Source organism: Pseudomonas fluorescens (assembly GCF_902497855.1).
Lineage (GTDB): Bacteria > Pseudomonadota > Gammaproteobacteria > Pseudomonadales > Pseudomonadaceae > Aquipseudomonas > Aquipseudomonas fluorescens_BI.
In genome coordinates this window covers 125,609-151,101 of the sequence record NZ_CABVHU010000011.1, presented here as the reverse complement: position 1 = coordinate 151,101, position 25,493 = coordinate 125,609, and the positions used below count along the sequence as shown (strand labels likewise).

Genomic DNA, 25,493 nt, shown 5'->3' with positions numbered 1-25,493 from the left:
GCCACCCTTAATAAGTCCGAATCTTAGGTTCAAAAGTCGGAACAGTCTTCGGCGAGAAGTTCACAGCACGCTTGGTCACGCGCTTGTCACCCGGGAAGTACAGGGTGTGGCACAGCCAGTTTTCGTCGTCGCGATCTTCGTAGTCTTCACGGGCGTGAGCGCCGCGGGACTCTTTGCGGATCTCTGCAGCGATAGCGGTGGCTTCGGCCACTTCCAGCAGGTTCTGCAGTTCCAGCGCTTCGATACGTGCAGTGTTGAACGCCTGCGACTTATCGTTGATCTTGACGTTGGCGATACGCACGCGCAGGTCAGCCAGCTGGGCAATACCCTTCTGCATGTATTCGCCGGTACGGAATACACCGAAGTAGTTCTGCATGCAGCTTTGCAGCTCGCGACGCAGGGTTGCCACGTCTTCGCCATCGGTACGCTCGTTCAGAGCGGACAGACGGGCCAGGGCCGTTTCAATGTTGGCGTCGGTGGCGTCGTCGTATTCGATACCGTCGGTCAGCGCTTTTTCCAGGTGCAGACCCGCCGCGCGACCGAACACAACCAGGTCGAGCAACGAGTTGCCGCCCAGACGGTTGGCACCGTGAACCGACACGCAAGCCACTTCGCCCACTGCGAACAGGCCAGGAATGATGGTGTCGACGCCTTCGGCATCCTGGGTGATCGCCTGACCATGAATGTTGGTCGGAACGCCGCCCATCATATAGTGGCAAGTCGGAACGACTGGAACCGGAGCAACCACCGGATCAACGTGGGCAAACGTCTTGGACAGTTCGCAGATGCCTGGCAGGCGGCTGTGCAGTACTTCTTCGCCCAGGTGATCGAGCTTGAGCAATACGTGGTCGCCATTCGGACCGCAACCGTTGCCGGCGATGATCTCTTTAACCATCGAACGGGCAACAACGTCACGACCGGCAAGGTCCTTGGCGTTCGGAGCGTAACGCTCCATGAAACGCTCACCGTGCTTGTTGATGAGGTAACCACCTTCACCACGGCAACCTTCGGTAACCAGTACACCAGCGCCGGCGATGCCGGTCGGGTGGAACTGCCACATTTCGATGTCTTGCACCGGCACGCCTGCACGCAGGGCCATGCCGACGCCGTCACCGGTGTTGATCAAGGCGTTGGTGGTGGACGAGTAGATACGACCGGCACCGCCAGTGGCCAGAACGGTGGCCTTGGCGCGGATGTAGCTGGTTTCACCGGTTTCGATGCAGATGGCGATCACGCCGACGAATGCGCCGTCCTGGTTCTTCACCAGATCAACAGCGTAGTACTCGTTCAGGAACGTGGTGCCGGCCTTCAGGTTGCCCTGATAAAGCGTGTGCAGCAGCGCGTGACCGGTACGGTCGGACGCGGCGCAGGTACGGGCAGCCTGGCCACCTTTACCGTAATCCTTCGACTGGCCGCCGAATGGACGCTGGTAGATACGACCTTGTTCGGTACGGGAGAACGGCAGACCCATGTGGTCCAGTTCAAATACCGCAGCCGGGCCTTCCTGACACATGTATTCGATAGCGTCCTGGTCACCGATGTAGTCGGAACCCTTGACGGTATCGTACATGTGCCAGCGCCAGTCATCGTTCGGATCAGCCGAGGCGATGGCGCAGGTAATGCCGCCCTGAGCGGAAACGGTGTGCGAACGGGTCGGGAAAACCTTGGTGATCACGGCAGTCTTGTGACCGCCTTGCGCCAGTTGCAGCGCTGCGCGCATGCCGGCACCGCCACCACCAATAATGATGGCGTCGAAAGAAATCGTTGGAATGTTAGCCATGAATCAGATACCCCAGAGAATCTGCACACCCCAGACGAAGTAAGCGAACATCGCAACGCCGCATACTGCCTGGAAAAGGAAACGTACTGCAGTCGCGGACTTGCCCAGCGCCATTGGCGTCAGGTAGTCGGTCGCGATGGTCCACATGCCGACCCAGGCGTGAGCGCCCAGGGCCACAAGGGCCAGCAGACTGAAGATACGCATCCCGTTGTGAGCGAACAGGCCGTGCCATTGGTCGTAGCCAATGCCCGGGTTCGCAACGAGGTATCCGATCAGGAAAATGAAATAAGCCGCGAGAACGACCGCAGACACACGTTGCGCCATCCAGTCATAAAGACCGGAACGCGAAAGGTTCGTAACGCTGGTTACCATATCCAAACTCCTGCCAGAACGATCAACACCACGGAAATGGCGATGATAATTTTCGAGCCCAGTGTGCCGCCTTCCAGCGTCTCACCGATGCCCATGTCCATGATCAAGTGGCGCACACCGGCTACCAGGTGATACAGAAGAGCGGACAGGAGGCCCCATGCTACGAACTTGGCCAGCGGGCTGGTCAAGGTTGCCTTCACGTCGGCAAAACCTTCCTCGGAACCCAGGGATTTGCCCAATGCATAAAGCATGAAGCCAAGGCCCAGGAAGAGGATGATGCCGGAAACACGGTGAAGAAACGACGTAACGCCGGTGATGGGGAGTTTGATGGTCCTTAGGTCTAGGTTTACAGGTCGTTGGCTTTTCACGGCTTTTTTTTCACACTGAAGAGCCCCTAACAATCAGGGCAAAGTTGTTGGGGAGTGCACTGGTCAGGTAACCACCACCCAGGGATGCGACCCCCAATAAAGCAGGCCCAAAAGCCCCTGGCGGTCGGTGGCCGAGTATAGACAGTTAGGCTACTAATGACAACGCGTTCGCCTACCCCCAATAGCGCATTGCACAAGTGGGATAAAAGGCGTAAATGGCAGTCAATTTCGAGGAAAAAGTCCGGTTAAAGCCTTCTGGAGCAAGAGTTTAGGCAAATTGACATTCGAATTTATCTCACTATAGTGGTGCGGGCCCTGCGTGGGGGGTCTGTCTGATGATTTCAAGCATAAATAGGAGGCCACATGGCTGACAAAAAAGCGCAGTTGATCATCGAGGGCGCAGCCCCCGTCGAGCTGCCCATTTTAACCGGCACCGTTGGTCCCGATGTTATCGATGTTCGGGGCCTGACGGCCACGGGCCGTTTCACCTTCGACCCTGGTTTTATGTCGACCGCTTCCTGCGAGTCGGCGATCACCTATATCGACGGCGACAACGGCATCCTGCTGCACCGCGGCTACCCGATCGAACAGTTGGCTGAAAAGTCGGACTACCTGGAAACCTGCTATCTGCTGCTCAACGCCGAGTTGCCGACTGCAGAACAAAAGGCCCAGTTCGTCAGCACCGTCAAGAACCACACCATGGTTCACGAGCAGCTGAAGACCTTCTTCAACGGCTTCCGTCGCGACGCCCACCCGATGGCCGTCATGTGCGGTGTAGTGGGCGCCCTCTCGGCGTTCTACCACGACTCCCTCGACATCAAGAACCCGCAGCATCGCGAAATCTCCGCGATCCGCCTGGTGGCCAAGATGCCGACCCTGGCAGCGATGGTTTACAAGTACTCCATGGGTCAACCCATGATGTACCCGCGCAACGACCTGACGTACGCGGAAAACTTCCTGCACATGATGTTCAACACCCCGTGCGAGATCAAACCGATCAGCCCGGTACTCGCCAAGGCCATGGACAAGATCTTCATCCTCCATGCCGACCACGAGCAGAACGCTTCGACCTCCACCGTACGCCTGGCCGGCTCTTCGGGTGCCAACCCGTTCGCCTGTATCGCCGCCGGCATCGCTGCACTGTGGGGCCCTGCCCACGGCGGCGCGAACGAAGCCGTTCTGTCCATGCTTGACGAAATTGGCGATGTCTCGAACATCGACCAGTACATCGCCAAGGCCAAGGACAAGGACGATCCGTTCAAACTGATGGGCTTCGGTCACCGGGTTTACAAAAACCGCGACCCACGCGCCACCGTGATGAAGCAGACCTGCGACGAAGTGCTGAAGGAGCTGGGGATCACCAACGATCCGCAACTCGAACTGGCCATGCGCCTGGAAGAGATCGCCCTGACCGACCCGTACTTCATCGAACGCTCGCTGTACCCGAACGTCGACTTCTACTCGGGGATCATCCTCAAGGCGATCGGTATTCCAACCAGCATGTTCACCGTGATCTTCGCCCTGGCGCGGACCGTCGGCTGGATCTCCCACTGGAAAGAAATGCTCTCCAGCCCTTACAAGATCGGCCGTCCGCGGCAGTTATACATTGGCTCCAAGTCGCGTGACATTCCTGATCTGGAAGACCGCAAATAAGACTTGTCTTGCGATAATGTCTTGAGCTGTACCGGGAACGGCCTCTATTTATAGGGGCCGTTTTTGTTTGTGCCGGGTTGCCCACTGCGCAGAACCGGAACGAAGCCTCTCAAGGGGGCGCACACCGCAAAAGCAAAGCGAGGCGGCCTGCCCCGGCCGGCCTATCCGTTGAAGCGTACCTGTCCCCCTGTAGGAGCTGGCTTGCCAGCGAAGGCGGTATATCAGTCAACATAATCGTTAAATGTGAAATCGCCTTCGCTTCAATCCACCGCCGCACCTAAACCCAACAAAGTCCGATAACCGCCCACAAAAAAATGCCCCGATCTCTCGACCAGGGCATTTCATCCAGCTCAGCTTATATATAAGAAACCCGAAGCCTTAGTGAGCAACAGCCCCACTCGCCCCCAACCCCGTCTGCGAACGAACAAACTGCGGGAAGAACAGCGCCCGCTCGTTGTCAGCCGCCTTCGACTTGTCGGTGATCGAGAAGAACCAGATCCCGATAAACGCAATGGCCATGGAGAACAGCGCCGGGTACTCATACGGGAAGATCGCCTTCTCGTGATGCAGGATCTGCACCCAAATGGTCGGCCCAAGCACCATCAAGCCAACGGCACTCACCAGACCCAACCAGCCACCGATCATCGCACCACGGGTGGTCAGGTTCTTCCAGTACATGGAAAGCAACAGCACCGGGAAGTTACAGCTTGCCGCGATCGAGAACGCCAGGCCCACCATGAACGCAATGTTCTGGCTTTCGAACAGGATCCCCAGACCGATCGCCAGCACACCCAGGCAGATGGTGGTGATTTTCGAGACGCGGATCTCATCCTTGTCGTTGGCCTTGCCCTTCTTGATCACACTGGCATAAAGGTCGTGGGACACCGCCGTGGCACCAGCCAGCGTCAGACCGGCAACCACTGCCAGAATGGTCGCGAAGGCCACCGCCGAGATGAAGCCCAGGAAAATACTGCCACCCACCGCATTGGCCAGGTGCACCGCCGCCATGTTGTTGCCGCCCAACAGCGCGCCAGCCGCATCTTTGAAGGCCGGGTTGGTGCTGACCAGCAGGATCGCGCCGAAGCCGATGATGAAGGTAAGAATGTAGAAGTAGCCAATGAAGCCGGTTGCATACAGCACGCTCTTGCGAGCTTCTTTCGCGTCACTCACGGTGAAGAAGCGCATCAGAATGTGCGGCAGGCCAGCGGTACCGAACATCAGCGCCAGGCCAAGGGAGAACGCGGAGACCGGATCTTTCACCAGGCCGCCCGGGCTCATGATCGCCTCACCTTTAGGGTGAACCTTGATCGCCTCGGAGAACAGCGCGCTGAAGTCGAAGTTGACGTGTTTCATGACCATCAGCGCCATGAACGAGGCACCGGACAGCAGCAACACAGCCTTGATGATCTGCACCCAAGTGGTCGCCAGCATGCCGCCGAACAACACGTACATGCACATCAAAATACCGACCAGGATCACGGCGACGTAGTAGTCGAGACCGAACAGCAGCTGGATCAGCTTGCCGGCACCCACCATTTGCGCGATCAGGTAGAACGCTACCACCACCAGCGAACCGCAAGCGGACAGCGTGCGGATCTGGGTTTGCCCCAGGCGGTAGGACGCCACGTCGGCGAAGGTGTACTTACCCAGGTTACGCAGGCGCTCGGCGATCAGGAACAGAATGATCGGCCAGCCCACCAGGAAGCCGATCGAGTAGATCAGGCCGTCGTAGCCGGAGGTGAACACCAGGGCGGAAATACCCAGGAAGGACGCCGCGGACATGTAGTCACCGGCAATCGCCAGACCGTTCTGGAAGCCGGTGATCTTGCCACCCGCCGCATAGTAGTCGGCCGCCGAATTGTTGCGCTTGGAAGCCCAGTAGGTGATGCACAGGGTCAGACCAACAAACGCGACGAACATCAGGATCGCGGAAACGTTGAGCGGTTGTTTGTGCACTTCGCCGGTCAGGGCTTCACCTGCCCAGGCACCAGGTGCAAAGGCTGCGATGGTCAATAGAGCCATTAGACGCCGGATCATTGCTGAGCCTCCTTGAGAATCGCATTGTTCAGGTCGTCGAATTCGCCATTGGCGCGTCGTACGTAGATTGCCGTCAGGATAAAGGCCGAGAGAATCAGCCCGACACCAATGGGTATGCCCCAGGTAATAGATGACTCAGGACTGATTTTCGCGCCCAGGATATGCGGCCCGTAAGCAATCAAAAGGATGAATCCGGAGTAAAGCCCAAGCATGATCGCCGAAAGAATCCAGGCGAACCTTTCTCGCTTACTAACCAGCTCCTTGAAGCGCGGGCTGTTTTGAATCGAGAGGTAAATGCTGTCGTTCATTGTTTTTATCCTCGCAGCACAGTTGAAGTTGTAACGTCATCCACTCTATGCGGCTGCGGAACTGGTTCCAGACGACCTTAGTATTAGAACGACATGACAGGCCAGGCATGCGTTAAACAAATGTGGGAGCGAGCCTGCTCGCGAAGGCGTCGTGTCAGTCGATATGAATGTTGACTGACACGACGCCTTCGCGAGCAGGCTCGCTCCCACATGAAAAAGCAAAGGCCGCTTGGCATGAACGCCAAGCGGCCTCGGGAGGTACTGACCAGAAGGGTCAGCTCAAATCATTTGGTCCAGTCAGCAACCCGTTCCGGGTGTTTGGCCACCCAGTCCTTCGCCGCCGCTTCAGGCTTGGCACCTTCCTGAATCGCCAGCATCACTTCGCCGATTTCGTCTTTCGATGCCCACTGGAAGTTCTTCAGGAACTTGGCCACTTCCGGTGCCTTGGCTTCCAGGCCCTTGCTGCCGATGCTGTTCACGGTCTCAGCCGCGCCATAAACGCCTTTCGGGTCGTCCAGGAAGCGCAGTTTCCACTTGGCGAACATCCAGTGCGGCACCCAACCCGTGACGGCAATGGATTCCTGTTTCTTCTCGGCACGGGTCAGCTCGGCAATCATGCCGGCGCCGGAACTGGCCTTGAGCTGATAGCCGGTCAGATCGTAGTCCTTGATCGCCTGCTCGGTCTTGAGCATCACGCCCGAACCGGCGTCGATGCCAACAATGCGTTTTTTGAAGCTGTCGTCGGTTTTCAGATCTTCAAGCGACTTGGCCTTGACGTACTCCGGCACGATCAAGCCGATCCTGGCGTCCTTGAAGTTCGGGCCGTAGTCGACCACCTGATCCTTGTTCTTGGTCCAGTAATCGCCGTGCGTCACCGGCAGCCAGGCGGAGAGCATGGCGTCGAGTTTGCCCGTGGCGACACCCTGCCACATGATCCCGGTGGCGACCGCTTGCAGCTTCACGTCGTAGTCGAGTTTCTGCTTGATCACTTCGGCTGCCACATGGGTGGTCGCAACGCTGTCGGACCAGCCGTCGACGTAACCGATGGTCACGGTGTTCTTCGCGGCAAACGCCTGGGTGGAGCCGATCGCAAGCACCAGAGCGGCACTTGCGCCTAAAAGTCGTCGCATCTTCATCGTTACTTCCCCGAAAGTGCTGCGCTCGACGGATGCCGAGTCGCGTCAACGTATTGTTATGGTGCGCAGCGCCCCCATCGCGCCTCACCGCAAACCCGTTCGAACTTCAGTGCGATTTTTCATGAGAGCACTGACGCCTCGATAATCAACCTGACGCCAACAACGACCTGCTCTGCCAGCGACCTCAAGGCATCGAGAAACGACATCAGAACGCCATTAATCTAGACCACGGAAAGTGCCCTGGCCAATCCGCCCGAACTTTGCATGTCAAAATCATGCAGGCCACCAAGCGCGCGGCAAATGCAGGTAACATGCGCGGCTTTGCTCCCAGACGGCCTGACCATGCCCGCGACATCGCGCTTTCCTTTTTTTGCTTATCTGTTTGCGTGCCTGCTGGGGCTTTTTGCCCTGGGTGGCTTCTGGTACGGCCTCGGCAAACCCGTGATTCTGCCGGACGTCGCCAGCGCGACGCACAAGCTGCAATGCGCCTCCTACACCCCGTTCGACAAGGACCAGTCACCGTTCGATGTGCCATTCAACTTGCGCCCCGAACGCATGGACGCCGACCTCGCGCTGCTGGCCAAAAGCTTCGAATGCATCCGCACCTACTCCATGACCGGCCTCGAGGCCCTGCCTGACCTGGCGCGCAAGCACGGGTTGAAGATGATGATTGGCGCCTGGGTCAACAGCAACCCGGTGGACACCGCCAAAGAAGTCGACCTGCTGATCGCATCGGCCAATGCCAATGCGGACGTGGTGACCTCGGTCATCGTTGGCAACGAAACCCTGTTGCGCAAGGAAATCACTGGTGCACAGCTGGTGAAACTGATTGACCGGGTCAAAAGCCAGGTCAAACAGCCTGTCACTTATGCCGACGTCTGGGAGTTCTGGCAAAAGCACCCGGAAGTTGCTCCGGCGGTAGACTTCATCACTATTCATTTGCTGCCGTACTGGGAGGATCACCCTTCGGACATCGACGTCGCCCTGTCGCAGGTGGCCTCCGTGCGTCGGTCTTTCGGCAGCATGTTCGCGCCCAAGGACGTGATGATTGGCGAAACCGGCTGGCCGAGCGAAGGCCGCCAACGTAAAACCGCCCTGCCGAGCCGGGTCAATGAAGCCAGGTTCATCCGCGGATTTGTCATCATGGCCGAGCAGCAAGGCTGGCATTACAACCTGATCGAAGCCTTCGACCAACCGTGGAAACGCGCGAGCGAAGGTGCGGTCGGAGGTTACTGGGGGCTGTTCGATGCCGATCGCCAGGACAAGGGCGTGCTGGCGGGGCCGGTGTCGAACGTACCGTACTGGTCGCAGTGGCTGGCGGTCGGTGGCTTGATCTTCATCGGCACGCTGATCCTCGGCGGTCGTGTGCGCAACACGCGCGCGGCGCTGGTGCTGCCACTGCTCGGCGCGCTGGCCGCCTGCTCGATCGGCGCCTGGGGCGACCTGGCCCGTGTCACCACCCGTTTCGCCAGCGAGTGGCTGTGGGTCGGCTTGTTGACGGCGTTGAACCTGCTGGTGCTGGCCCATGCGGCACTGACATTGAGCGCTCGTACCGGTTGGCGTGAGCGGGCTTTCAACTTCCTGGAACGTCGGGCTGGCTGGTGGCTGGCAGCAGCAGGGTTCGCCGCGGCGGTGACGATGCTGGAACTGGTGTTCGATCCGCGTTATCGCAGCTTCCCGAGTGTTGCGTTCATCCTGCCAGCGCTGGTGTACCTGTGCCGTCCGGTGAGCGCGCCGCGTCGGGAGATCGCCCTGCTGACCTTCATCATCGGTGCGGGGATTGCGCCGCAGTTGTATCAGGAAGGGCTGCAGAACCAGCAGGCTTGGGGCTGGGCGTTGGTGAGTGTGTTGATGGTTGGGGCGTTGTGGCGCAGTTTGCGGGTTCGCAAATTGTAATCTTCAGCGCGGCTACTGGCCTCTTCGCGAGCAGGCTCGCTCCCACATTTGATCTTCGTCGTACACGGACTCTGTGCACACTGAAGATCTATTGTGGGAGCGAGCCTGCTCGCGAAGACTGACTATCAAACGCTAGAGGAAGCTCGGACCAGACGCAGTGCAGCAATCACCACCGCAAAAACCGCCAACGTAGTGTTGTACAACGCCAGCGCCGGCAAGCCGAACACCAGCGCCAACACGGCCAACCACCACCCCGCCCGCCCCGGCAGTACAAAACCGATCACAGCTGCCGCCAGCGCAGCCCAGCCCAATACCCTGAAATGAATCATCAACCCAAGGTTCGAACGGACCTGGCACTCCCAACGGTTCGCCTCGTCCACACAGATGCCGACCCACTGGGCATCCTCCATGAAGCCATAACGCGCGCCATAACTGGCGGCCAGCCACAATGGCAGCAAAACAAGCAGCAGAATCACGGGCAGACGGCGGGACATGAAACACTCCAATACGCGAAAACGGCGGCCAGCTTAATCCCCCGGCAGCGGTTAGCAAACGCGCGACACAGAAAATTGGTCACGAAACAGCTGCAAAGTGTATCGTCCAGCTACCATTACTCCGAAATTAGGCCTGATTGGTGCCGATCCATGGCACTTTGGCGCAAAACCCGTGGTCATAGCCTGCGAACTTCATTCGGCACCTTCCTCTAAGGGATCTAGTCATGCTCCGTTCCTTGCGCTTCGCCGCCCTGTTTGGCGGCATTATTTTGAGTGCGTCCGCACTGGCGGTCGATATCGACGCCGCCAGTTATGGCTACCCCTTGACCAATCCGTTCGAGGCGACCATTGCCACGACGCCACCGGACCTGCGCCCGGAGCTGCCGCTTGACGATGACATCAACCAGTCAACCCGTAGCGTCACCTTGCGCCCGGAGCGTGAATTCCAGCTGCCGGACAACTTCTGGCCGGTGAAGAAACTCACTTACCGCATCGCCACCCAGGATAAAGCCGCGCCGCTGATCTTCCTGATCGCCGGTACCGGCGCGCGTTATGACAGCACCCTCAACGAATACCTGAAGAAGCTCTACTACAAGGCCGGCTACCACGTGGTGCAATTGTCGTCGCCCACCAGCTTCGACTTCATGAGCGCGGCCTCACGCTTTGCCACGCCCGGCATCACCAAGGAAGACGCCGAAGACATGTACCGGGTGATGCAGGCCGTGCGGGCGCAAAACCCCAATGTCGCCGTCACCGATTACTACCTGACCGGCTACAGCCTGGGCGCACTGGACGCAGCATTCGTCGCCCACCTTGACGAAACCCGTCGCAGCTTCAACTTCAAGAAAGTCTTGCTGCTCAACCCGCCGGTCAACCTCTACACCTCGATCACCAATCTGGACAAGCTGGTCCAGACCGAGGTCAAAGGCATCAACAACTCCACCACCTTCTATGAACTGGTGCTGGACAAACTGACCCGCTACTTCCAGCAAAAGGGCTACATCGACCTCAACGATGCGCTGCTCTACGATTTCCAGCAGTCCAAGCAGCATCTGAGCAACGAACAGATGGCCATGCTGATCGGCACTTCGTTCCGCTTCTCGGCGGCCGATATTGCCTTTACCTCGGACCTGATCAACCGTCGCGGCCTGATCACGCCGCCGAAATACCCGATCACCGAAGGCACCACCCTCACGCCGTTCCTCAAGCGCGCACTGCAATGCGACTTCGATTGCTACATCACCGAACAGGTCATCCCGATGTGGCGCGCCCGCACCGACGGCGGCAGCCTGCTGCAACTGATCGACCAGGTCAGTTTGTATGCGCTCAAGGACTACCTGCGCGACAGCCCGAAAATCGCGGTCATGCACAACGCCGACGACGTGATCCTCGGCCCTGGCGACCTTGGCTTCCTGCGCAAGACCTTCGGCGATCGCTTGACTGTTTATCCACTGGGCGGCCACTGCGGCAACCTTAACTACCGCGTCAACAGCGACGCCATGCTGGAGTTTTTCCGTGGCTAAATACCCCCTGCTTATCGCCGCGTTACTCTGTGCAAGCGTCGCCAATGCCGACAACAGCAAAGCCAACGCCCCGGTCGTGATCGACAGTGACGGCTTCAAGGAGCCGCTGAGCAAACTCAAATTCAACCCGGGGCTGGATCAGCGCGAGTTCGAGCGCTCGACGCTCAACGCGCTGAACGTCTACGACCCGCTGGAAGAGTGGAACCGTCGCGTCTACCACTTCAACTACCGCTTCGACCAATGGGTGTTCCTGCCCGTGGTGGACGGTTATCGCTACATCACCCCAAGCTTCCTGCGCACCGGCGTCAGCAACTTCTTCAACAACCTCGGTGATGTGCCGAACCTGATGAACAGCCTGCTGCAGTTCAAGGGCAAGCGCTCGATGGAAACCACCGCGCGCCTGCTGCTCAACACTACCGTCGGTATCGCCGGCCTGTGGGACCCGGCCACGGCCATGGGCTTGCCGCGCCAGAACGAAGACTTCGGTCAGACCCTGGGTTTCTATGGTGTACCGGGTGGCGCCTACTTCGTGTTGCCGATCCTGGGCCCTTCGAACATCCGCGACACCGGCGGCCTGGCCGTCGACTTCACCGCCGAGAACGCGATCAACTTCCTGAACGTCGCCGAAGTCAGCGCCAACCATCCCGAGGTCTGGCTCCTGCGCAGCATCGACAAGCGTTATCAGACCGGCTTTCGCTACGGCCAGCTGAATACGCCGTTCGAGTACGAGAAGGTGCGTTACGTGTATACCGAATCGCGCAAGTTGCAGATCGCCGAGTAAATCCATCGGCCACAAAAAAGGCCATTCGGTGCGAATCGAATGGCCTTTTTTGATGAGGTGTTCCAAACACCACAACGCCACTGTGGGAGCGAGCCTGCTCGCGAAGAGGCAGTGTCAGTCGCCATCCATGTTGACTGATACACCGCTTTCGCGAGCAGGCTCGCTCCCACAGTGGAACAGTGCCACCTTCAGCCTTTGATGGCTTTCCAGATTTTGCCTGCCACCATCACCCCCGCCAACACCACCGCACCCGCCACAATCCCCGCCAACGCATTCAGCAACGTCGGCACGATGAACCCGGCACCGCCCGCCCCCGCGCTGACGCTTTCAATCCAGTGATGCACCACCGGCACGCCATGGGTCAGGATCCCGCCGCCCACCAGGAACATCGCCGCCGTGCCGATCACCGACAGGCTCTTCATCATGTACGGTGCCGCACGCAGAATCCCGCCGCCGATGCTTTTAGCCATCTGCCCGGGTTTCTGGGTCAACCACAACCCCAGGTCATCCAGTTTGACGATACCGGCCACCAGGCCATAGACACCGATGGTCATGACGATGGCGATGCCTGAAAGCACGATGACCTGCTGGGTCAGCGAGGCGTCCGCCACGGTACCCAGGGTAATGGCGATGATTTCCGCCGACAGGATGAAGTCGGTGCGAATCGCGCCCTTGATCTTGTCTTTCTCGAACGCCACCAGATCGATGGCCGGGTCGGCGACCGCTTCGACCAGCTCTGCATGCTCGGCTTGATCCTCGGCCTTGCTGTGCAGGAATTTATGGGCGAGCTTCTCGAAGCCTTCGAAACACAGGTAGGCGCCGCCGACCATCAACAACGGCGTGACCAGCCACGGGATGAACGCACTGATCGCCAGGGCCGACGGCACCAGGATCAGCTTGTTGATGAACGAGCCCTTGGCCACCGCTCATACCACCGGAATTTCCCGCTCCGCGCGTACGCCGCTGACCTGCTGGGCATTGAGCGCCAGATCGTCACCCAGCACGCCGGCAGTCTTTTTCGCAGCCATTTTGGTCATCAACGCCACATCGTCGAGCACCGCGGCAATGTCGTCGATCAGCAACAGCAAACTGCTTCCTGCCATGAATCTGGCTTCCTTCTTGAATGAATGCTGCGCAGCATAGCGCGGCTCAACCGGCTGCGGGGCATTCTTGAGCGTCGCGCGAGGCCGGTGCTACCATGCGCAACCGCCAGTACAGGCAAGGAACCACCTGGTTTATGAGCACTATCCGCGAGCGCAACAAAGAACTGATCCTGCGTGCCGCCAGTGAAGAATTTGCCGACAAGGGCTTCGCTGCGACCAAAACCAGTGACATCGCAGCCAAGGCGGGATTGCCCAAGCCCAACGTCTACTACTACTTCAAATCCAAGGAAAACCTCTACCGCGAGGTCCTGGAAAGCATCATCGAGCCGATCCTGCAGGCGTCGACGCCGTTCAATGCCGACGGTGTGCCCAGTGAAGTGCTGAGCGGCTACATCCGTTCGAAAATCCGCATCTCCCGCGACCTGCCCTTCGCCTCCAAGGTGTTTGCCAGCGAAATCATGCACGGCGCCCCGCACCTGAGTCCCGACCTGGTCGACCAACTCAACGGCCAGGCCAGGCACAACATCGACTGCATCCAGACCTGGATCGACCGCGGCCAGATCGCCCCCATCGACCCCAACCACCTGATGTTCAGCATCTGGGCCGCGACCCAGACGTATGCCGACTTTGACTGGCAGATCACCGCTATAACCGGCAAAGCCAAGCTTGATGAAAGCGATTATGAAGCGGCGGCGCAGACGATTATCCGGTTGGTATTGAAGGGGTGTGAGCCGGACTGAAAGACCGGGTTGCCTTCTTCGCGAGCAGGCTCGCTCCCACAGGGTTTTGTAGTGGATCCCAATTTTATGCAGGACACAAATTCCTTGTGGGAGCGAGCCTGCTCGCGAAGAAGGCAACTCGGTTTCAATTCAAATCCAAATCGCATCCCACAGCGGATAGTCGCCAAGTTTCTCGACCAGTCCCGCCCTTAATGGGTTGGCTACGATATACCGAGCCAGCTTGACCAAGTCTTCCTCACGACGCAGCGCTCTATCGTGGAAGCCTTGCTGCCAAAGGCTGAACTCACGACCCGTGGACAGATTCACCGCTTTGGTACTCAACGATTTCGTCTTTTGCATCAGTGCACTCAGCGACCCTCGCTGCAATTCGATCAACCAGTGAAAGTGATCAGGCATCACAACCCAGGCCAATGAGTTAGCAGAGCCCAGGTCCTGCGCGGCACGAAATTGCTCAACGACTAATCTACCCAAGAAGAAATCCTTGAAAACAGGTTTTCTATCAAGTGTGTTGGTGGTCAGCAGGTAGATACGGTTTTGCTCGGCAAAGCGGCCGATGCGGAGACGGTGCGAAGCAGATAATTCCGGCATTCCTTTGCCCTTTTCATGATGAAGTCATGAGAAAAGCTAGACCTGTGATTGCCGGAGGGTGAGGCAGACTGTTAGCTGAATGTGTCTGGAAGATCGCCTTCGCGAGCAGGCTCGCTCCCACAGTGGATTGGCAGTGTTCAGACATTTTGTGTCCACCACTGTCCCATGTGGGAGCGAGCCTGCTCGCGAAAGCGGTCAGTCAATCATTACAAATTCAAGCTGTGACTCCAGCATCCGCCCGCAACCCCAACGCCTCGATCGCACTGATCGCGCACTGCTCATCGACATCCGACAGATCCCCGCTGATCCCTACCGCCCCCAACACATTCCCGTCCTGATCGCGAATCAACACCCCACCCGGGGCCGGCACGACGCTGCCCTGCCCCAGGCTGTTCAGTGCGGCAATGAATGCCGGGCGCTGTTGGGCGTCCAGTGCCAGCAGGCGTGAGCCTTTACCCAGGGCAATCGCGCCCCAGGCTTTGCCAATGGCAATCTGCGGGCGCAGCAGGCTGGCGCCGTCTTCGCGCTGCAGGCTCAGCAGGTGGCCTCCGGCGTCCAGCACGGCAATGGTCAAAGGGGCCGCAGAGATGGCGCGGCCGGCGGAAATGGCCTGACTGGTCAGGTTGACTGCAACGTTCAAGGTTAAAGCGCTCATGGTGCTGTCCTCATTTTGTTATAGGGAAAGCCGTTGGACTGCTTTTTGTGCAACAGTCCGCTGCAACAAATAGAACACAATGAACTATTTTTTTGTATACAATAATTCTCGAAAAGCGCCACATGCGACGAAAAGCCACAGCAGAGCAGGCTTCCGACAAATGGAACAGACGCTTGAGAAAATGGATTGACCTGCGCCGTCCGCCGTGAATACACTCAGCGCACAGCCACTTGTATACAATTACAAAACGTAAGAGGCACAAAACCATGAGCAAAATGAGAGCAATCGAAGCCGCCGTTCTGGTGATGCGCCGTGAAGGGGTTGATACCGCTTTCGGCATCCCGGGCGCCGCGATCAACCCGCTGTACTCCGCCTTGCAGAAGGTCGGTGGCATCGATCACGTCCTCGCTCGCCACGTAGAAGGCGCCTCGCACATGGCCGAGGGCTTCACTCGCACCAAGGCCGGTAATATCGGCGTGTGCATCGGTACTTCCGGCCCTGCCGGGACTGACATGGTCACCGGGCTCTACAGCGCCTCGGCCGACTCGATCCCGATCCTGTGCATCACCGGGCAAGCACCCCGTGCCCGTATGCACAAGGAAGACTTCCAGGCGGTCGACATCACCGCCATCGTCAAGCCTGTGACCAAGTGGGCAACCACCGTCATGGAACCGGGCCAGGTGCCGTACGCATTCCAGAAAGCGTTCTACGAAATGCGCTCCGGTCGTCCAGGTCCAGTACTGATCGACCTGCCGTTCGACGTGCAGATGGCCGAAATCGAATTCGACATCGACGCCTACGAACCGCTGCCGCTGGCCAAGCCCACCGCCAACCGCGTGCAGATCGAGAAGGCCCTGGCCATGCTCGATCAGGCCGAGCGCCCATTGCTGGTCGCCGGTGGCGGCATCATCAATGCCGACGCCAGCGAGTTGCTGGTGGAGTTCGCCGAGCTGACCGGCATCCCGGTCATCCCTACCCTGATGGGCTGGGGCACCATCCCGGACGATCACCCGCTGATGGTCGGCATGGTTGGCCTGCAGACTTCGCACCGTTACGGCAACGCCACGCTGCTGAAGTCGGACGTGGTGCTGGGCGTCGGTAACCGTTGGGCCAACCGTCACACCGGTTCGATCGACGTGTACACCGAAGGCCGCAAGTTCATCCACGTCGACATCGAGCCGACGCAAATCGGCCGCGTGTTCAACCCGGACCTGGGCATCGTTTCCGACGCCGCGGCCGCGTTGACCGTATTCATCGAAGTCGCTCGCGAATGGCAAGCCGCCGGCAAGCTGAAAAACCGCAGCGCCTGGCTGCAGGATTGCCAGCAGCGCAAGGCCAGCCTGCAGCGCAAGACTCACTTCGACAACGTGCCGGTCAAGCCGCAGCGTGTTTATGAAGAAATGAACCAGGTGTTCGGCAAAGACACTTGCTACGTCAGCACCATCGGTCTGTCGCAGATTGCCGGCGCGCAGTTCCTGCACGTCTACAAGCCGCGTCACTGGATCAACTGCGGTCAGGCAGGTCCTCTGGGCTGGACCATTCCGGCGGCGCTGGGCGTGGTCAAGGCCGACCCGACCCGCAAGGTCGTGGCACTGTCGGGCGACTATGATTTCCAGTTCATGATCGAAGAACTGGCGGTGGGCGCGCAGTTCAAGCTGCCGTACATCCACGTGGTGGTCAACAATTCGTACCTGGGACTGATCCGTCAGGCCCAGCGCGGTTTCGACATGGATTACTGCGTGCAGTTGTCCTTCGATAACCTGAACGCGCCGGAACTCAACGGTTACGGGGTCGACCACGTCGCGGTGGCCGAAGGCCTCGGCTGCAAGGCGCTGCGTGTGTTCGAACCGGCTCAGATCCAGCCTGCCCTGCGCAGGGCCCAGGAACTGATCGAAGAGTTCAAGGTGCCGGTGATCGTCGAGGTTATTCTGGAGCGCGTGACCAACATTTCCATGGGCACCGAGATCAACGCCGTCAATGAATTCGAAGACCTGGCGCTGGTCGGCAACGATGCGCCGACCGCGATTTCGCTGCTCGATTAATTGCTGATTGATGATCGTTCCCACGCTCTGCGTGGGAACGCAGCCCGGGACGCTCCGCGTCCCAAAGCGGACGCGGAGCGTCCATTGAGGCGTTCCCACGCAGAGCGTGGGAGCGACCCCAACAAAACATTAACGGGAAACCACCATGCCGCGTTTCGCAGCCAACCTGTCCATGCTGTTCACCGAACAGGATTTTCTTACCCGTTTCGAAGCGGCCGCCAAAGCTGGCTTCAGTGGCGTCGAATACCTGTTTCCTTACGACTTCAGCTCCGCCGAGATCAAGGCCAGGCTCGATGCCAACGGCCTGACCCAGGTGCTGTTCAACCTGCCGGCCGGTGACTGGGCCAAGGGCGAGCGCGGTATCGCCTGCCTGCCGGACCGGGTCGAAGAGTTCCGCGCCGGTGTCAAGCTGGCGATCGCTTACGCCAAAGTGCTGGGCAATACCCAGGTCAACTGCCTGGCGGGTATCCGTCCACAAGGCGTCGACGAGGCCACCGTGGAAAAAACCTTCGTCGCCAACCTCAAGTACGCAGCCGACAAGCTGCAAGAGGCGGGCATCAAACTGGTGATGGAAGCGATCAACACCCGCGACATCCCCGGTTTCTACCTGAACAACACGGCGCAAGCGCTGTCGATTCGCGAGCAGGTCGGCAGCGCCAATCTGTACCTGCAATACGACATCTACCACATGCAAATCATGGAGGGCGACCTGGCCCGCACCATGGCCGCGCACCTGGGCGAGATCAACCACATCCAGTTGGCCGACAACCCTGGGCGCAACGAACCGGGCACCGGTGAAATCAACTACCGCTTCCTGTTCGAACACCTGGACCGTATCGGTTACCAGGGTTGGATCGGCTGTGAATACAAGCCGCTGACCACCACTGAAGCGGGCTTGGGCTGGCTGAAAACCCATAACGCAATCTGACGCAATTTCCCTGTAGGAGCTGGCTTGCCAGCGAAGAGGCCCGTGAGACTTGTGCTGTCCACGCGGACGCCTTCGCCGGCAAGCCGGCTCCTACAAAGGCAGTCTCCCATTTGCTTGAAACAGCAATAAAAACAAGAGGAATTTCTCATGGCTAAAATCGGATTTATCGGCACCGGCATCATGGGCCATCCAATGGCGTTGAACCTGCAGAAAGCCGGTCACAGCCTGTTCCTGTCGGCGCACCACGACGCCGCCCCGGCCGACCTGATCGCCGCTGGCGCTGTCGCCCTGGCCAACCCGAAGGAAGTCGCCCAGGAAGCCGAATTCATTATCATCATGGTGCCGGACACTCCGCAGGTGGACGACGTGCTGTTCCGCGCCGACGGCATCGCAGCCGGTGTCGGCAAAGGCAAGGTCGTAATCGACATGAGCTCGATCTCGCCGACCGCCACCAAAGCCTTCGCGGCGAAAATCAACGAAAAAGGCGCGCAGTACCTCGACGCGCCGGTGTCCGGCGGTGAAGTCGGCGCCAAGGCCGGGACACTGAGCATCATGGTCGGCGGCGATGCCGATGCCTTCGAACGCGTGTTGCCGCTGTTCCAGGCCATGGGCAAGAACATCACCCTGGTCGGTGGCAACGGCGACGGTCAGACCGCGAAAGTGGCGAACCAGATCATCGTGGCGTTGAACATCCAGGCCGTGGCCGAAGCCCTGCTGTTCGCCTCGAAGAACGGTGCCGATCCAGCCAAGGTGCGTGAAGCCCTGATGGGCGGTTTCGCTTCGTCGAAGATCCTCGAAGTGCACGGCGAGCGCATGATCAAAGGCACCTTCGACCCTGGCTTCCGCATCAGCCTGCACCAGAAGGACCTCAACCTGGCCCTGGCCGGCGCGCGCGAGTTGGGGATCAACCTGCCGAACACCGCCAACACCCAGCAAGTGTTCAGCACCTGCGCGGCCATCGGCGGCAGCAACTGGGACCACTCGGCGCTGATCAAGGGCCTGGAACACATGGCGAATTTCTCGATTCGCGATAAATAAGCCATCCCATGATCATTCCCACGCTCCGCGTGGGAATGCCTCTATGGACGCTCCGCGTCCGCTTCGGCATGGGACGCGGAGCGCCCCGGGCTGCGTTCCCACGCGGAGCGTGGGAACGATCATCTGCGTAAACCAAGAACAACAAGATTGGGAGCCCGCCATGTCGGTCGATCCGCAACAACTGCTGCGCGAGCTGTTTACCACAGCCATCGACGCCGCCCATCCACAGCAAGTCCTCGAAGCCCATTTGCCCACTGACCGCAGCGGTCGGGTGATCGTCATCGGCGCCGGCAAAGCCGCGGCGGCCATGGCCCGGGTGGTCGAGCGTTGCTGGCAGGGTGAAGTGAGCGGTCTGGTGGTGACCCGTTACGGCCACGGCGCCCCGTGCGAAAAAATCGAAGTGGTCGAAGCCGCGCATCCGGTGCCTGATGCCGCCGGCCTGGCGGTCGCCAAACGCGTGCTCGACCTGGTCAGCGACCTCACCGAAGATGACCGCGTGATCTTCCTGCTCTCCGGCGGCGGCTCCGCATTGCTGGCCCTGCCCGCTGCCGGTATCACCCTGGCTGACAAGCAATCGATCAACAAAGCCCTGCTCAAATCCGGCGCCACCATTGGCGAGATGAACTGCGTACGCAAACACCTCTCGGCGATCAAGGGCGGTCGCCTCGGTAAAGCCTGCTGGCCTGCCACTGTTTATACCTACGCGATTTCCGATGTACCGGGCGACCTTGCCACGGTCATCGCTTCCGGCCCGACCGTGGCCGACCCGAGCACCTCCACCGAAGCGTTGGCGATCCTCAAGCGCTACGGCATCGAAATCCCTGCATCGGTGCGCAACTGGCTGCAAAGCCCGGAATCGGAAACGGTCAAACCCGACGATCCGAGCCTTGCGCGCAGCCATTTCCAATTGATCGCCCGCCCCCAGCAATCGCTCGAGGCCGCTGCGGTGAAAGCCCGTCAGGCCGGTTTCAGTCCGCTGATCCTCGGTGACCTGGAAGGCGAAGCCAGGGAAGTGGCCAAGGTCCACGCCGGCATCGCCCGTCAGATCGTGCTGCATGGCCAGCCATTGGCGGCACCCTGCGTGATCCTCTCTGGCGGTGAAACCACCGTCACGGTGCGCGGTAACGGCCGTGGCGGACGCAACGCCGAGTTCCTGCTGAGCCTGACCGACAGCCTCAAAGGCCTGCCCGGCGTCTACGCCCTGGCCGGTGACACCGACGGCATCGACGGCTCCGAAGACAACGCCGGCGCGCTCATGACCCCGGACAGCTACGCCCGCGCCGCCGCTCTCGGCCTGAGCGCCAGCGACGAGCTGGACAACAACAATGGCTATGGCTATTTCGAGGCGCTGGACGCCCTGATCGTCACCGAGCCGACCCGCACCAACGTCAACGACTTCCGCGCCATCCTGATCCTCGAGAGCACAAAAAATGACGCCTGACAAAAAGGTCAAAATCCTCGCCACCCTCGGTCCGGCCACGGACGGGATCGACGACATCCGTGAGCTGGTGCGGGCCGGGGTCAACATTTTCCGCCTGAATTTCAGCCACGGCGATCACGCCGACCACGCCCAGCGCTACCAGTGGATCCGTGAAGTCGAGCGCCAGCTGAATTATCCGCTGGGCATTCTGATGGACCTGCAAGGTCCGAAACTGCGGGTCGGCAAGTTCGCCGACGGCAAGGTGCAACTGCATCGCGGCCAGGCGTTGCGCCTGGACCTGGACCCGACGCCGGGGGATCAGCGCCGGGTCAACCTGCCCCACCCGGAAATCATCGCGGCGCTGGAACCGGGCATGGACCTGCTGCTCGATGACGGCAAACTGCGGCTGCGTGTGGTCACCAAATACGCCGACGCCATCGACACCACCGTGCTCAATGGCGGCGAATTGTCGGACCGCAAAGGGGTGAACGTGCCGCAAGCGGTGCTCGAGCTGAGTCCGCTGACCGCCAAGGATCGTCGCGACCTGAGCTTCGGCCTGGAGCTGGGCGTGGATTGGGTGGCGTTGTCGTTCGTACAGCGTCCGCAAGACATACGCGAAGCTCGCGAGCTGATCGGCGACAAAGCGTTTTTGATGGCCAAGATCGAGAAGCCGTCGGCGGTGACTCAACTGCGGGAAATCGCCGAACTGAGCGACGCGATCATGGTCGCCCGCGGTGACCTGGGTGTGGAAGTGCCGGCCGAAAGCGTGCCGCAGATTCAGAAAAACATCATCGGCATCTGCCGCGAGCTGGGCAAACCGGTGGTGGTGGCGACGCAGATGCTGGAGTCGATGCGCTTCTCTCCTGCGCCAACCCGTGCCGAGGTGACCGACGTTGCCAACGCCGTGGCCGAAGGCGCGGATGCGGTGATGCTGTCGGCGGAAACCGCGTCCGGCGAGTACCCGCTGGAAGCCGTGCAGATGATGAGCAAGATCATTCGCCAGGTGGAAAACGGCCCGGATTATCAGACGCAACTCGACGTCAGCCGACCGAAGGCGGAGGCCACTGTATCCGACGCCATCAGCTGTGCGATCCGTCGCATCAGCAACGTGCTGCCGGTGGCGGTGCTGGTGAACTACAGCGAGTCGGGTACTTCGAGCTTGCGGGCGGCGCGGGAACGGCCGACGGTGCCGATCCTCAACCTGACGCCGAACCGGCAGACCGCGCGCCGGTTGACGGTGGCGTGGGGCGTGCACTCGGTGGTCAATGATCGGCTGCGGCAGGTGGATGAAGTGTGCTCGACGGCGCTGGAGATTGCCCAGGCGCAAGGGATGGCTCAGCGCGGGGATACGTTGTTGATCACCGCGGGTGTGCCGTTTGGGCAGCCGGGGTCGACTAACTCATTGCGCATCGAGACGTTGATTTAGCATCGCTAACAGCCCCTGATCGTTCCCACGCTCTGCGTGGGAATGCAGCCGGGACGCTCTGCGTCCCAACAGCGGACGCAGAGCGTCTATTGAGGCATTCCCACGCAGAGCGTGGGAACGATCTGTAACCATAGACCCCATCATGCCTGCCCACCACTTCAACACCCACTGCCCCGACTGGGCCACCGCCCTGCTCAACGGCTTCAGCCAGATCTTCCTCCAGCGACACCCGCTGTGCGGTCTGCTGTGCCTGTTGGCGATTCTTTTCACCGCGCCCTCTCTGCTTGGCGGAGCGCTGCTGGGTGGTGTCGCCGGATTGCTCACCGCCCAGCGTCGCGGCTACGCCAAGGCCGATCGCCAGGCCGGGCTGTTCTGTTACAACGGCGTTTTGCTCGGCCTGCTGCTGAGCCTTTGTTTGCCCTGGTCCGCCATGCTGCCGCCACTGATCATCGCCGCTGGCGGCCTGAGTGCAATGTTTACTCAACAATGGCTCAAACGCGCCCGCGATCACCGTTGCCTGCCCGCCTACACTGCGCCCTTTGTCGGAATCAGTTGGCTGCTACTCTGCTTTGCCGCCCCGGCCCAACCCGCACCGCTGATCGAAATGAACACGCTCAACCTGCTCGCAGCGTCGTTGAAAGGGCTCAGCCAGGTCATGTTTCTGGGTCATCCGTTGGCCGGTGCACTGATAGCTGCAGGCCTGCTGATCGCTGATCGTCGGGCCTTTCTCTGGGGGCTGCTCGGCTCGATGGCCGGCCTCGGATTCGCGCTGTTACATCACGAAACTTCAAATGCGCTGCTGGGTTTGAGCGGCTACAACCCGGCGCTCGCCGCCCTCGCCTTGAGTCAGGTGCGCCGCCAGCCCTGGCTGCCGCTGCTGGGCATTGTCCTGGCCATACTGCTCACACCAGGCTTCGCCGCACTCGGCCTGGCCACCTTGACCGCGCCTTTCATCCTCGCCTGCTGGCTGGTCCAGGCGAGCATTCGGGTACTGCGCCAGGCCCCCGTGGGACAGTGCGCCTTGCGCAACCACCGGGAATCACCCTAGGCTTCGCTGATTCCCGGTTCAGGCGTTTTCCATGGACAGCAGCAAAAACTGGCGTGAAGAGCTTTACGTCATGATTTTCCAGAGCGAGACCAAGGCCGGGCGGCGCTTTGACGGCATTTTGCTGTTGATCATCCTCGCCAGCCTGGTGATCGTGATGCTCGACAGCATCGACACGGTCCACCAGAACTACGCCAATGTGCTGGCGTATATCGAGTGGGGCTTCACCGTCATCTTCGCCATCGAATACGGTCTTCGCCTGTATTGCTCGCCCAAGCCGCTGCGCTATGCGTTCAGCTTCTACGGGCTGGTGGATTTGCTGGCCATCGTGCCCGGCATCCTGGCGCTGTATTACAGCGACGCACAGTACTTGCTGATTATCCGGATCATTCGGATGCTGCGGATTTTCCGCGTGCTCAAGCTCAGCCCTTATCTGAAGCAAGCCAACTACCTGATGTCGGCGCTGCGCGGCAGCAAGCAGAAGATCGTGGTGTTTCTGGTCAGCGTCTGCACCCTGGTCACGGTGTTCGGCACGCTGATGTACGTGATCGAAGGCCCGGAACACGGGTTCACCAGCATTCCCAAAGGCATCTATTGGGCTATCGTGACGCTGACTACCGTAGGCTTCGGCGACATCGTGCCCAAGACGCCATTGGGCCAGGTGATTTCGTCATTGGTGATGATCACCGGCTACTCGATCATCGCCGTACCCACCGGGATTTTCACCGCCGAACTGGCGAACGCTATGCGCGGTGAGCAGCAGCAGACCGATTGTCCGGTGTGCAAGAAAAACAGCCACGAACAGGGGGCGGCGTTCTGCTCGCGATGCGGCAATGCATTGTTTAAGAAACTGGAATAAGCAAAGTACTTTTTAATCTTTAAAGGACTATGCACGCCCGGCTATAGTCGCTGGCAAAACGGTGGCAACACTCTGTTAATGACTGAAAAACAACCCTGTAGGAGCGAGGCTTGCCCGCGAAGGGATCGCCTCGGTGCAGCAGAAACACCGAGGTGCCTGGTTCGCGGGCAAGTCGGATCGCCGCATCGCTCGCTCCTACACACACAACAAGGAATGCGCAGTGAAAAAACTCTTTGGCGCCTCGCTTCTGGCCGCCGGCCTGGCATTGACCAGCGTGGCTCAAGCCGCACCGACCCTGCTTAACGTGTCCTACGACGTGATGCGAGATTTCTACAAGGACTACAACACTGCATTCCAGAAACACTGGAAAGCCGAGCACAACGAAAACATCACCCTGCAGATGTCCTTCGGCGGCTCCAGCAAACAGGCGCGTTCCGTGATCGACGGCCTGCCGGCCGACGTCATTACCATGAACATGGCCACCGACATCAATGCCCTGGCGGACAACGGCAAACTGATCCCGGACAACTGGGTCACTCGCCTGCCGAACAACAGCGCGCCCTTCACCTCGGCCACCGTGTTCATCGTGCGCAAAGGCAATCCGAAAGCCCTGAAAGACTGGCCGGATCTGCTCAAGGATGGCGTACAAGTGATTGTGCCGAACCCCAAAACCTCGGGCAACGGCCGCTACACCTACCTCTCGGCCTGGGGTTATGTGCTGAAGAATGGCGGTGACGAAACCAAGGCCAAGGATTTCGTCGGCAAGCTGTTCAAACAAGCGCCGGTGCTGGACACCGGTGGCCGCGCAGCCACCACCACCTTCATGACCAACCAGCTTGGCGACGTGCTGGTGACCTTTGAAAACGAAGCGGAAATGATCGCTCGCGAGTTTGGCCGCGATCAGTTCGAAGTCATCTACCCAAGCGTCTCCGCCGAAGCCGAGCCACCGGTGTCGGTGGTCGACAAGACCGTCGACAAGAAAGGCACCCGCGCCGCCGCCGAGGAATACCTGAAGTACCTGTGGTCGCCGGAAGGCCAGGAGATCGCCGCGGCGAACTACCTGCGACCGCGTGACCCGGCGGTGTTGGCAAAGTACACCGACCGCTTCCCGAAAGTCGACGTCCTGTCGGTGGAGAAAACCTTTGGTGACTGGCGCACCGTACAGAAGACCCACTTCAATGATGGCGGGGTTTTTGATCAGATTTACAGCGGTCAGTAATCGCTAAGCCCAACGAAAAAGGCGACCTGCAGAGGTCGCCTTTTTTTGTGGATTTTCTGCGGGAATGTATCATCAGGCCGCG

The 25,493-nt window shown here is 59.7% G+C and carries 21 protein-coding genes and 2 pseudogenes; 13 read left to right on the top strand and 10 right to left on the bottom strand.

Going from position 1 to position 25,493, the window contains the following annotated elements; genetic code table 11:
- Positions 1 to 7: 7 nt before the first annotated feature.
- Genes sdhA through sdhC form a run of 3 tightly spaced genes read right to left on the bottom strand, consistent with a single transcriptional unit; the run spans position 8 to position 2,520 of the window.
- A complete protein-coding gene (gene sdhA / locus F8N96_RS21815) occupies positions 8 to 1,780 on the bottom strand; it encodes a succinate dehydrogenase flavoprotein subunit (RefSeq protein ID WP_150799573.1) in 1,773 nt (590 codons plus the stop codon).
- Positions 1,781 to 1,783: 3 nt separating this feature from the next.
- On the bottom strand, positions 1,784 to 2,152 hold the full coding sequence (sdhD, locus tag F8N96_RS21810) for a succinate dehydrogenase, hydrophobic membrane anchor protein (RefSeq protein WP_007959040.1): 369 nt from the start codon (positions 2,150 to 2,152) through the stop codon (positions 1,784 to 1,786).
- Entirely contained in the window at positions 2,146 to 2,520 is a 375-nt protein-coding gene (gene sdhC / locus F8N96_RS21805) for a succinate dehydrogenase, cytochrome b556 subunit (protein ID WP_150799572.1), read from the bottom strand. The genes sdhD and sdhC overlap by 7 nt, the downstream gene beginning before the upstream one ends.
- A 363-nt stretch (positions 2,521 to 2,883) precedes the next feature.
- Here sdhC and gltA point away from each other — a divergent pair, with 363 nt between their 5' ends.
- Complete coding sequence (gltA, locus tag F8N96_RS21800; RefSeq protein WP_150799571.1) at positions 2,884 to 4,173, top strand: citrate synthase; 1,290 nt, start codon at positions 2,884 to 2,886, stop codon at positions 4,171 to 4,173.
- 378 nt (positions 4,174 to 4,551) lie between these two features.
- Here gltA and F8N96_RS21795 read toward each other — a convergent pair whose 3' ends face one another.
- The 3 genes from F8N96_RS21795 to F8N96_RS21785 all read right to left on the bottom strand — a co-directional run bounded on the left by F8N96_RS21795 (position 4,552) and on the right by F8N96_RS21785 (position 7,654).
- Positions 4,552 to 6,210, bottom strand: a complete 1,659-nt coding sequence (locus F8N96_RS21795; RefSeq protein ID WP_150799570.1) for a cation acetate symporter — start codon at positions 6,208 to 6,210, stop codon at positions 4,552 to 4,554.
- The gene (locus F8N96_RS21790) at positions 6,207 to 6,518 is read right to left on the bottom strand and encodes a DUF485 domain-containing protein (protein WP_017337238.1); all 312 of its coding nucleotides are present in this window, start codon (positions 6,516 to 6,518) and stop codon (positions 6,207 to 6,209) included. Before F8N96_RS21790 ends, F8N96_RS21795 begins: the two co-directional genes overlap by 4 nt.
- A gap of 284 nt (positions 6,519 to 6,802) precedes the next feature.
- Complete coding sequence (locus tag F8N96_RS21785) at positions 6,803 to 7,654, bottom strand: glycine betaine ABC transporter substrate-binding protein (protein ID WP_150799569.1); 852 nt, start codon at positions 7,652 to 7,654, stop codon at positions 6,803 to 6,805.
- A gap of 300 nt (positions 7,655 to 7,954) precedes the next feature.
- On the opposite strand from F8N96_RS21785, the gene F8N96_RS21775 reads away from it, so the two are divergent.
- Positions 7,955 to 9,550 carry a beta (1-6) glucans synthase gene (locus F8N96_RS21775; RefSeq protein WP_150799568.1) on the top strand — a complete coding sequence of 532 codons (1,596 nt, stop codon included), beginning with the start codon at positions 7,955 to 7,957 and terminating at the stop codon, positions 9,548 to 9,550.
- A 125-nt stretch (positions 9,551 to 9,675) separates the two neighbouring features.
- Here the strand turns inward: F8N96_RS21775 and F8N96_RS21770 are convergent, their stop codons facing one another.
- On the bottom strand, positions 9,676 to 10,044 hold the full coding sequence (locus F8N96_RS21770; protein ID WP_150799567.1) for a hypothetical protein: 369 nt from the start codon (positions 10,042 to 10,044) through the stop codon (positions 9,676 to 9,678).
- A gap of 224 nt (positions 10,045 to 10,268) precedes the next feature.
- On the opposite strand from F8N96_RS21770, the gene F8N96_RS21765 reads away from it, so the two are divergent.
- Positions 10,269 to 11,567 (top strand): serine/threonine protein kinase, encoded by a 1,299-nt coding sequence (locus F8N96_RS21765; protein ID WP_150799566.1) that lies wholly within the window; start codon positions 10,269 to 10,271, stop codon positions 11,565 to 11,567.
- Entirely contained in the window at positions 11,560 to 12,348 is a 789-nt protein-coding gene (locus tag F8N96_RS21760) for a VacJ family lipoprotein (RefSeq protein ID WP_150799565.1), read from the top strand. Before F8N96_RS21765 ends, F8N96_RS21760 begins: the two co-directional genes overlap by 8 nt.
- Positions 12,349 to 12,536: 188 nt before the next feature.
- Here the strand turns inward: F8N96_RS21760 and F8N96_RS21755 are convergent.
- Positions 12,537 to 13,451 (bottom strand): annotated as a pseudogene (locus tag F8N96_RS21755) (DUF808 domain-containing protein).
- A gap of 134 nt (positions 13,452 to 13,585) precedes the next feature.
- Between F8N96_RS21755 and F8N96_RS21750 the strand changes: the two are divergent.
- Positions 13,586 to 14,191 carry a TetR/AcrR family transcriptional regulator gene (locus F8N96_RS21750; RefSeq protein ID WP_150799564.1) on the top strand — a complete coding sequence of 202 codons (606 nt, stop codon included), beginning with the start codon at positions 13,586 to 13,588 and terminating at the stop codon, positions 14,189 to 14,191.
- 129 nt (positions 14,192 to 14,320) lie between these two features.
- Here the strand turns inward: F8N96_RS21750 and F8N96_RS21745 are convergent, their stop codons facing one another.
- Both F8N96_RS21745 and F8N96_RS21740 read right to left on the bottom strand, forming a co-directional pair.
- Positions 14,321 to 14,779 carry an REP-associated tyrosine transposase gene (locus F8N96_RS21745; protein ID WP_150799563.1) on the bottom strand — a complete coding sequence of 153 codons (459 nt, stop codon included), beginning with the start codon at positions 14,777 to 14,779 and terminating at the stop codon, positions 14,321 to 14,323.
- A 214-nt stretch (positions 14,780 to 14,993) separates the two neighbouring features.
- Positions 14,994 to 15,434 (bottom strand): GlcG/HbpS family heme-binding protein, encoded by a 441-nt coding sequence (locus F8N96_RS21740; RefSeq protein WP_150799562.1) that lies wholly within the window; start codon positions 15,432 to 15,434, stop codon positions 14,994 to 14,996.
- 266 nt (positions 15,435 to 15,700) lie between these two features.
- On the opposite strand from F8N96_RS21740, the gene gcl reads away from it, so the two are divergent.
- The 8 genes and pseudogenes from gcl (at position 15,701) to F8N96_RS21700 (ending at position 25,411) form a co-directional block, all read left to right on the top strand.
- The gene (gcl, locus tag F8N96_RS21735; protein ID WP_150799561.1) at positions 15,701 to 17,476 is read left to right on the top strand and encodes a glyoxylate carboligase; all 1,776 of its coding nucleotides are present in this window, start codon (positions 15,701 to 15,703) and stop codon (positions 17,474 to 17,476) included.
- 145 nt (positions 17,477 to 17,621) lie between these two features.
- The gene (gene hyi / locus F8N96_RS21730; RefSeq protein ID WP_150799560.1) at positions 17,622 to 18,404 is read left to right on the top strand and encodes a hydroxypyruvate isomerase; all 783 of its coding nucleotides are present in this window, start codon (positions 17,622 to 17,624) and stop codon (positions 18,402 to 18,404) included.
- A 147-nt stretch (positions 18,405 to 18,551) separates the two neighbouring features.
- The gene (locus F8N96_RS21725) at positions 18,552 to 19,442 is read left to right on the top strand and encodes a 2-hydroxy-3-oxopropionate reductase (protein WP_150799559.1); all 891 of its coding nucleotides are present in this window, start codon (positions 18,552 to 18,554) and stop codon (positions 19,440 to 19,442) included.
- A gap of 160 nt (positions 19,443 to 19,602) precedes the next feature.
- The gene (locus F8N96_RS21720) at positions 19,603 to 20,883 is read left to right on the top strand and encodes a glycerate kinase (protein ID WP_150799558.1); all 1,281 of its coding nucleotides are present in this window, start codon (positions 19,603 to 19,605) and stop codon (positions 20,881 to 20,883) included.
- The gene (gene pyk, locus F8N96_RS21715; protein ID WP_150799557.1) at positions 20,873 to 22,288 is read left to right on the top strand and encodes a pyruvate kinase; all 1,416 of its coding nucleotides are present in this window, start codon (positions 20,873 to 20,875) and stop codon (positions 22,286 to 22,288) included. Before F8N96_RS21720 ends, pyk begins: the two co-directional genes overlap by 11 nt.
- Positions 22,289 to 22,430: 142 nt before the next feature.
- Positions 22,431 to 23,346: pseudogene (locus F8N96_RS21710) on the top strand (urea transporter).
- A 21-nt stretch (positions 23,347 to 23,367) separates the two neighbouring features.
- Positions 23,368 to 24,192 carry an ion transporter gene (locus F8N96_RS21705; RefSeq protein WP_150799555.1) on the top strand — a complete coding sequence of 275 codons (825 nt, stop codon included), beginning with the start codon at positions 23,368 to 23,370 and terminating at the stop codon, positions 24,190 to 24,192.
- A 220-nt stretch (positions 24,193 to 24,412) separates the two neighbouring features.
- Positions 24,413 to 25,411, top strand: coding sequence for a sulfate ABC transporter substrate-binding protein (locus F8N96_RS21700; protein ID WP_150799554.1), 999 nt, complete (start codon positions 24,413 to 24,415; stop codon positions 25,409 to 25,411).
- The last annotated feature ends 82 nt before the right edge of the window (positions 25,412 to 25,493 follow it).

Bases quoted from the DNA above. Each gene is read 5' to 3' on its own strand.
- sdhA (WP_150799573.1), bottom strand. From the start codon at position 1,780: ATGGCTAACATTCCAACGATTTCTTTCGACGCCATCATTATTGGTGGT.
- sdhD (WP_007959040.1), bottom strand. From the start codon at position 2,152: ATGGTAACCAGCGTTACGAACCTTTCGCGTTCCGGTCTTTATGACTGG.
- gltA (WP_150799571.1), top strand. From the start codon at position 2,884: ATGGCTGACAAAAAAGCGCAGTTGATCATCGAGGGCGCAGCCCCCGTC.
- F8N96_RS21795 (WP_150799570.1), bottom strand. From the start codon at position 6,210: ATGATCCGGCGTCTAATGGCTCTATTGACCATCGCAGCCTTTGCACCT.
- F8N96_RS21790 (WP_017337238.1), bottom strand. From the start codon at position 6,518: ATGAACGACAGCATTTACCTCTCGATTCAAAACAGCCCGCGCTTCAAG.
- F8N96_RS21785 (WP_150799569.1), bottom strand. From the start codon at position 7,654: ATGAAGATGCGACGACTTTTAGGCGCAAGTGCCGCTCTGGTGCTTGCG.
- F8N96_RS21775 (WP_150799568.1), top strand. From the start codon at position 7,955: ATGCAGGTAACATGCGCGGCTTTGCTCCCAGACGGCCTGACCATGCCC.
- F8N96_RS21770 (WP_150799567.1), bottom strand. From the start codon at position 10,044: ATGTCCCGCCGTCTGCCCGTGATTCTGCTGCTTGTTTTGCTGCCATTG.
- F8N96_RS21765 (WP_150799566.1), top strand. From the start codon at position 10,269: ATGCTCCGTTCCTTGCGCTTCGCCGCCCTGTTTGGCGGCATTATTTTG.
- F8N96_RS21750 (WP_150799564.1), top strand. From the start codon at position 13,586: ATGAGCACTATCCGCGAGCGCAACAAAGAACTGATCCTGCGTGCCGCC.
- F8N96_RS21745 (WP_150799563.1), bottom strand. From the start codon at position 14,779: ATGCCGGAATTATCTGCTTCGCACCGTCTCCGCATCGGCCGCTTTGCC.
- F8N96_RS21740 (WP_150799562.1), bottom strand. From the start codon at position 15,434: ATGAGCGCTTTAACCTTGAACGTTGCAGTCAACCTGACCAGTCAGGCC.
- gcl (WP_150799561.1), top strand. From the start codon at position 15,701: ATGAGCAAAATGAGAGCAATCGAAGCCGCCGTTCTGGTGATGCGCCGT.
- hyi (WP_150799560.1), top strand. From the start codon at position 17,622: ATGCCGCGTTTCGCAGCCAACCTGTCCATGCTGTTCACCGAACAGGAT.
- F8N96_RS21725 (WP_150799559.1), top strand. From the start codon at position 18,552: ATGGCTAAAATCGGATTTATCGGCACCGGCATCATGGGCCATCCAATG.
- F8N96_RS21720 (WP_150799558.1), top strand. From the start codon at position 19,603: ATGTCGGTCGATCCGCAACAACTGCTGCGCGAGCTGTTTACCACAGCC.
- pyk (WP_150799557.1), top strand. From the start codon at position 20,873: ATGACGCCTGACAAAAAGGTCAAAATCCTCGCCACCCTCGGTCCGGCC.
- F8N96_RS21705 (WP_150799555.1), top strand. From the start codon at position 23,368: ATGGACAGCAGCAAAAACTGGCGTGAAGAGCTTTACGTCATGATTTTC.